This is a genomic window from Aminobacter sp. P4_D5 (assembly GCF_056401815.1).
In genome coordinates, this window is the sequence record NZ_JBFUIP010000264.1 from 1 (window position 1) to 5,222 (window position 5,222).

8 protein-coding genes and 1 pseudogene are annotated in these 5,222 nt (G+C 60.7%); 8 read left to right on the forward strand and 1 reads right to left on the reverse strand.

Annotation, left to right across the window (positions count from 1 at the left end; genetic code table 11):
* Positions 1 to 79 precede the first annotated feature (79 nt).
* Positions 80 to 778 (forward strand): corrinoid protein, encoded by a 699-nt coding sequence (locus tag AC1DWF_RS29970; protein WP_476786156.1) that lies wholly within the window; start codon positions 80 to 82, stop codon positions 776 to 778.
* Positions 779 to 835: 57 nt separating this feature from the next.
* On the opposite strand, the gene AC1DWF_RS29975 is transcribed toward AC1DWF_RS29970, so the two are convergent.
* A complete protein-coding gene (locus AC1DWF_RS29975) occupies positions 836 to 973 on the reverse strand; it encodes an entericidin EcnAB (RefSeq protein WP_476786155.1) in 138 nt (45 codons plus the stop codon).
* Positions 974 to 1,042: 69 nt separating this feature from the next.
* Between AC1DWF_RS29975 and AC1DWF_RS29980 the strand changes: the two genes are divergently transcribed.
* From AC1DWF_RS29980 to AC1DWF_RS30010, 7 genes and pseudogenes are all read left to right on the forward strand, one after another.
* Positions 1,043 to 1,690: a DUF1638 domain-containing protein gene (locus AC1DWF_RS29980; RefSeq protein ID WP_476786154.1), complete on the forward strand. Its 648-nt coding sequence runs from the start codon at positions 1,043 to 1,045 to the stop codon at positions 1,688 to 1,690.
* Positions 1,691 to 1,728: 38 nt separating this feature from the next.
* Positions 1,729 to 2,304, forward strand: coding sequence for a DUF4893 domain-containing protein (locus AC1DWF_RS29985; RefSeq protein ID WP_476788299.1), 576 nt, complete (start codon positions 1,729 to 1,731; stop codon positions 2,302 to 2,304).
* 128 nt (positions 2,305 to 2,432) lie between these two features.
* Positions 2,433 to 3,092: an exopolysaccharide biosynthesis protein gene (locus tag AC1DWF_RS29990; RefSeq protein WP_476788300.1), complete on the forward strand. Its 660-nt coding sequence runs from the start codon at positions 2,433 to 2,435 to the stop codon at positions 3,090 to 3,092.
* Between the two features lie 5 nt (positions 3,093 to 3,097).
* Positions 3,098 to 3,865 (forward strand): formyl transferase, encoded by a 768-nt coding sequence (locus AC1DWF_RS29995; protein ID WP_476785859.1) that lies wholly within the window; start codon positions 3,098 to 3,100, stop codon positions 3,863 to 3,865.
* A 136-nt stretch (positions 3,866 to 4,001) separates the two neighbouring features.
* Entirely contained in the window at positions 4,002 to 4,304 is a 303-nt protein-coding gene (locus AC1DWF_RS30000; protein WP_476785863.1) for a virulence factor, read from the forward strand.
* Positions 4,297 to 4,881, forward strand: a complete 585-nt coding sequence (locus AC1DWF_RS30005) for a methylenetetrahydrofolate reductase C-terminal domain-containing protein (RefSeq protein WP_476842419.1) — start codon at positions 4,297 to 4,299, stop codon at positions 4,879 to 4,881. The genes AC1DWF_RS30000 and AC1DWF_RS30005 overlap by 8 nt, the downstream gene beginning before the upstream one ends.
* A pseudogene (locus AC1DWF_RS30010) lies at positions 4,878 to 5,222 on the forward strand (methylenetetrahydrofolate reductase); the annotation flags it as partial. The gene AC1DWF_RS30005 and the pseudogene AC1DWF_RS30010, both read left to right, overlap by 4 nt.

Below are 5,222 nucleotides of genomic sequence, written 5' to 3' on the forward strand. Positions count from 1 at the left end.
GATTTGTAGCACTTGCAAGCTAGGTATAGCGCAGTAGCCGCACGCTGAATTTCGGCGCTGCATGAGGGAGCCTCCAAAGATGTCCGACGACGAAATCATCCTGTCCGAGCTTTCCGACGACGAACTCGTGCAGCAGATGCACGACGACCTCTATGACGGGCTCAAGGAAGAGATCGAAGAAGGCACCAACATCCTGCTTGAGCGCGGTTGGGTGCCTTACAAGGTGCTGACCGAGGCGCTTGTCGAGGGCATGCGCATTGTCGGCGAAGATTTCCGTGACGGCATCCTGTTCGTTCCCGAGGTGCTGCTTTCCGCAAACGCCATGAAGGCCGGCATGTTCATCCTGCGCCCGCTGCTTGCCGCCACCGGCGCGCCCAAGCAAGGCAAGATGGTGATCGGCACGGTCAAGGGCGACATCCATGACATCGGCAAGAACCTGGTGGGCATGATGATGGAAGGTGCTGGCTTCGACGTCATTGACCTTGGCATCAACAATCCGGTCGAAAAATATCTGGCAGCGATCGAGGAGCACCAGCCCGACATCATCGGCATGTCAGCGCTTCTGACGACGACCATGCCCTATATGAAGGTCGTCATCGACACGATGAAGGAAAAAGGCATCCGCGACGACTTTGTCGTGCTCGTCGGCGGCGCTCCGCTGAACGAGGAATTCGGCAAGGCCGTGGGTGCGGATGCATACTGCCGCGATGCGGCGGTGGCTGTCGAAACGGCCAAGGACTACATGAAGCGCAAGCACAATCTGCGCGCCTCGGCCTGAACGGAAAAAGCCGTGCCTGGCAGCACGGCTTTTTTTGTCGGAGCTTGTGGATTTGGCTTATCGCCGGACCGTTTCTTCAACGGCGTTGGCTGTGCCTTTGACGTCCTTGCCGACGCCCCGAACGGTGTTGGCGCAGGCCGAAAGTGCAAGCACGCAGGCGATGGCGGCGATCGGTACAAAGCGTGACAGTTTCATGGGCAATGTCTCCCTCATCATGTTTGCAATATTTGCCTATCAGGAACGAAAACCGGCTAAACTGGTTCCATGAACGCCCCGCAAAAGCAAAAACACAGTCCAGGCGAGAAATTGCTGGTCATCGGCTGTGGCATGATTGCGCGCGAAGTACTGGCGGTAAAGCAACAGCTGGGGCTTGATCACCTCGAACTGACCTGCTTGCCGGCTGACTTTCACTTCCACCCCAATCGCATCGCGCCCGCCATGGACAAGGCGATCACCGAAGCAAAGGCGGAAGGTTACCGGCACATCTATGTCGGCTATGCCGATTGCGGCACCGGCGGTCTGCTCGACCGCGTCTGCGAGAAACACGGTGTCGAGCGCATGGCTGGGCCGCACTGCTTTGCCTTTTACCAGGGCGCTGCTGCCTATGCGGAAGTCGGCGAGGCCGACATGATGTCGTTTTACATGACCGACTTCCTGTGCCGCCAATTCGAGGCCTTCTTTATCAAGCCGCTAGGGCTCGACAGGCATCCCGAACTGGTGACTGATTATTTCGGCAACTACGAAAAGCTGATCTACCTCGCCCAGACAGATGACCCTGCCCTCGACAAGGTCGCCGAAGATGCGGCCAAGATGCTTGGCCTCGTCTACGAGCGCCGCGCAACCGGTTATGGCGACCTGCCCCAAGCTCTTGCCAAAGCCGCAGCCGGTGCGGCAGATCATCAAAGCGCCTGATTCCTCCCCTGAGGTTCGGCCATACGGGGGAGGCTTTCATGGTTTTTCGCAACCTGATTCTGGCAGCGATTCTCGCGACCTATGCTGGTGCTGCCCATGCCGACGGCATGGTGCAGAAACTGATGACGCCAGCCGACAAGGCTCGGCTCGAAAAATACGAAATCACGCGCAAGGAAGCGCTTCAGGAAGCCAAGACTGGCTTGGCCCGCGAAGTCGCCGTCCTCGATGCGATCGTGGCGAAGCAGCCCTTGTCCTTTTCCGATTTCGACATGACGGGAAATTGGCAGTGCCGCACCATCAAGGCCGGCGGCATCGGCAATCTCGTTGTCTATGACTGGTTCAAGTGCAAGGTCACGGACGACGGTTCGGGCTGGATGCTCGAGAAGACGTCGGGCTCGCAGCGCACCAAGGGTCGCTTCTATACCGACAGCGACATTCGACTGATCTATCTCGGCTCGGGCTACGTTACCGGCGAGAAGCCTAAGGCCTATGGCAAAGGCCCCGAAACCGACCAGATCGGTTATGCGTTCCGTAGCGGTCCGGCGGAATGGCGTATCGAATTCCCCGCCCCGCAATATGAATCCAAGCTGGATATCATCGAATTCCGCCGCTGATGTTGCATTCGGCGCAAAGCGACATCACATTCGAACCTTCAGGGGTCATCAAGGATTAACCTGGCCGTCGCACACTGCGATGGGGACAGGCGCGCGTGAAGACGTGCCGCAAGTGGGCTGAAGACTGTATGCAAAGGCAAGACAACGAACCCGACGCGATCGACATCGACGCTGCGCCGCAGCGTCGTCGCGGCCGCCGCCTCTCCGCGATCTTCGCCCAGATCGCCCGCGACGCCAAAGGCAGCATATCGATCGGCGACATCCGCGATACGCTTGGCAAGCGCAGCTTTGCGCCGCTGCTGGTCCTGTTTGCCGCTTTCAACATGTTGCCGCTGCCGCCAGGTGCCTCGGCCGTGCTTGGCCTGCCGCTCTTGATCGTGGCGGCACAAATGGCCTTCGGCAGCAATCGCGCTTGGCTGCCGGGTTTCATCACGCAGCGCTCGCTGTCGGCCGAGCAGTTCCGCTCCCTCACCGACTGGGTCATCCCCCGCCTCATCCGCCTCGAAGAGGTAGTACGGCCGCGCTACTGGCCGTTCTGGCGCAAACGCGGTGACCGCGTGATCGGCATCATCGCGCTCATCTTGTCCGTCTCGATCACACTGCCGATCCCGTTCGGCAACTGGCTGCCGGCCTTTGCAACGGCCCTGCTGGGTTTGGCGTTGTCTGAACGCGACGGCATCCTTTTTGCTGTGGGCAGCGTCGTCGGCGTGGCCTCCCTTGCTGTCGTCGGTTTGGTGGTCGGCGGTGCGGGCTTTGCCACGCACGCTTTCCTCGCTTGGCTGGGGTAGGCTAAATGAACCGCAGGCCGATCGTCTTCGTCACCGAAGGCGGCGAACATATCTGGGCCATCATCAACAGCCTGACCGACCGCTTCGGGCCGATATCAGTCGTTCTCGAAACGCCTTATTCCAAACGCGAGCTTCTGACGCGCCGCGCCGAGAAGCTTGGCTGGGTCTCCGTCGCCGGCCAATTGGGCACGATGGTTTTCATCCGCATCACAAAACGGTTCCTGAACCGTGGCATCAAACGCCTGATTGCGGAGGAGAACCTCTCTACCAAACCGCGTAGTGGCCAGGAGATCATTTCGGTTTCTTCCGCCAATGGCCCCGAACTCGTGGAAACTGTCCGCAGACTTGAGCCCACTGTGGTGTTCCTCGCCAGTTGCCGTCTTTTGTCGGCCAAAACGCTCGCCGCCATCCCCTGCCCGGTCATCAACTATCATTCCGGAATCAATCCGAAATATCGCGGCATGAACGGCGGGTACTGGGCGCTTGCGACAGGCGACCGGGATAATTTCGGCTCGACCGTGCATTTGGTCGATGCGGGCGTCGACACCGGCGCGGTGCTGTATCAGTCCAGGGGAAAACCCGGCAAAGGCGACACCATCGCCAGCTATGCCATGCGCCAGGCAGCCTTCTCGCGCGACATTTGCGCCCGGGCCGTCGAAGACGCACTCGCCGACCGACTGACGCCGGTCGACACCGGCCTGCCCTCCCGGCAGTGGTACCATCCAACCGTCTGGCAGTACCTCTGGACAGGCATCCGTCGCGGCGTCTGGTAGACGCTGACACCAACATCCCACCGCTATCTTTTGCGACATCGCATCGCGTCGCTTTTGAATGCGCGCGCGTCGTCCCATAACAAGCAGCATCCGCATGGTTGCGGCAAAGCTCAACGTGACTGAAAGCGAGACCGAAATGGCCGACCTGATCATCGTCTACTGGCGCGACATCCCTGCACAGGTCATCGTCAAGAAGGGCCGGCAGAACGCCAAGCGCGAATTGCCGCTGCGTTTCACTGAAGCGATCGACATGTGCGCCATGCGTACTGGTGCCGGCGACACCGACGCCTATCTGGCGGAGTGGCGCAAAGCCCTACCGGTTCCGGTCAGCGACGACCTTGAAGCCGAAGCCGACAAGGCTATGGCCGAGATCGATGCGAACTTCACACGCGAGCGGCTGGTCGCTCTCGTCAAGGCAGGCGGCAAGGAAGATGGTTGATACCCAGCCGACAGTAACCCAGGCGACTTTGGTCAAGAAGGCCGCGCCCAAAAGCGACTACAAGCCAGCCGACGTGTCGCCGCAGCGCCGTGTCCAGCGCAGCTACACCGYGCGGCTGTGGTCGATACGTCATTCGGGCCTGCTCGAATGGTTCTACAGCAGGTTCGCCGACGCCTTCCTGATGCTGCACCCGCTGTGGAAGAAGATCGGCTATGGCCGCGTCGAAGCCCCGATCAAATTTGTCGAAAAACGCGTCAAGGGCCTGATGTTCGACTGTCGCATGTGCGGCCAGTGCGTGCTGTCTTCCACCGGCATGTCCTGCCCGATGAACTGCCCCAAACAGCTGCGCAACGGCCCTTGCGGCGGAGTACGCGCCAACGGCAATTGCGAGGTCGAGCCGGATATGCCCTGCGTCTGGGTCAAGGCCTGGGAAGGCTCGCGCAACATGGTCAAGGGCGACGCCATCCTCAACGTCCAGAAGCCGGTCGATCAGTCGCTGCGCGAAACCTCGGCCTGGCTCAGGGTGACGGCCCAAGCTGCGACCACGCGCGAAGTTGCCACGAAAGAAGTCGCATGACCCCGCCGCGCCCGCGCCAGCCAGACGAACACCCTGATGGCATCGACCTGCCGCTTGATCGGCTGCCGGGCCATTCGTCGCGCGGCCGCCTCGAGCGCGTGCTGCGCCGAGGCGAATTCGCTGTCACCACCGAACTTAACCCGCCCGACAGCGCCGATCCCGAAGACGTCTACAATCGCGCCAAGATCTTCGATGGCTGGGTCGACGGCATCAATGCGGTCGATGCATCGGGCGCCAACTGCCACATGTCGTCCGTCGGCATCTGTGCCCTGCTCACCCGCATGGGTTACGCGCCGATCATGCAGATCGCCTGCCGCGACAAGAACCGCATCGCCATCCAG

Bases quoted from the DNA above. Each gene is read 5' to 3' on its own strand.
- AC1DWF_RS29970 (WP_476786156.1), top strand. From the start codon at position 80: ATGTCCGACGACGAAATCATCCTGTCCGAGCTTTCCGACGACGAACTC.
- AC1DWF_RS29975 (WP_476786155.1), bottom strand. From the start codon at position 973: ATGAAACTGTCACGCTTTGTACCGATCGCCGCCATCGCCTGCGTGCTT.
- AC1DWF_RS29980 (WP_476786154.1), top strand. From the start codon at position 1,043: ATGAACGCCCCGCAAAAGCAAAAACACAGTCCAGGCGAGAAATTGCTG.
- AC1DWF_RS29985 (WP_476788299.1), top strand. From the start codon at position 1,729: ATGGTTTTTCGCAACCTGATTCTGGCAGCGATTCTCGCGACCTATGCT.
- AC1DWF_RS29990 (WP_476788300.1), top strand. From the start codon at position 2,433: ATGCAAAGGCAAGACAACGAACCCGACGCGATCGACATCGACGCTGCG.
- AC1DWF_RS29995 (WP_476785859.1), top strand. From the start codon at position 3,098: ATGAACCGCAGGCCGATCGTCTTCGTCACCGAAGGCGGCGAACATATC.
- AC1DWF_RS30000 (WP_476785863.1), top strand. From the start codon at position 4,002: ATGGCCGACCTGATCATCGTCTACTGGCGCGACATCCCTGCACAGGTC.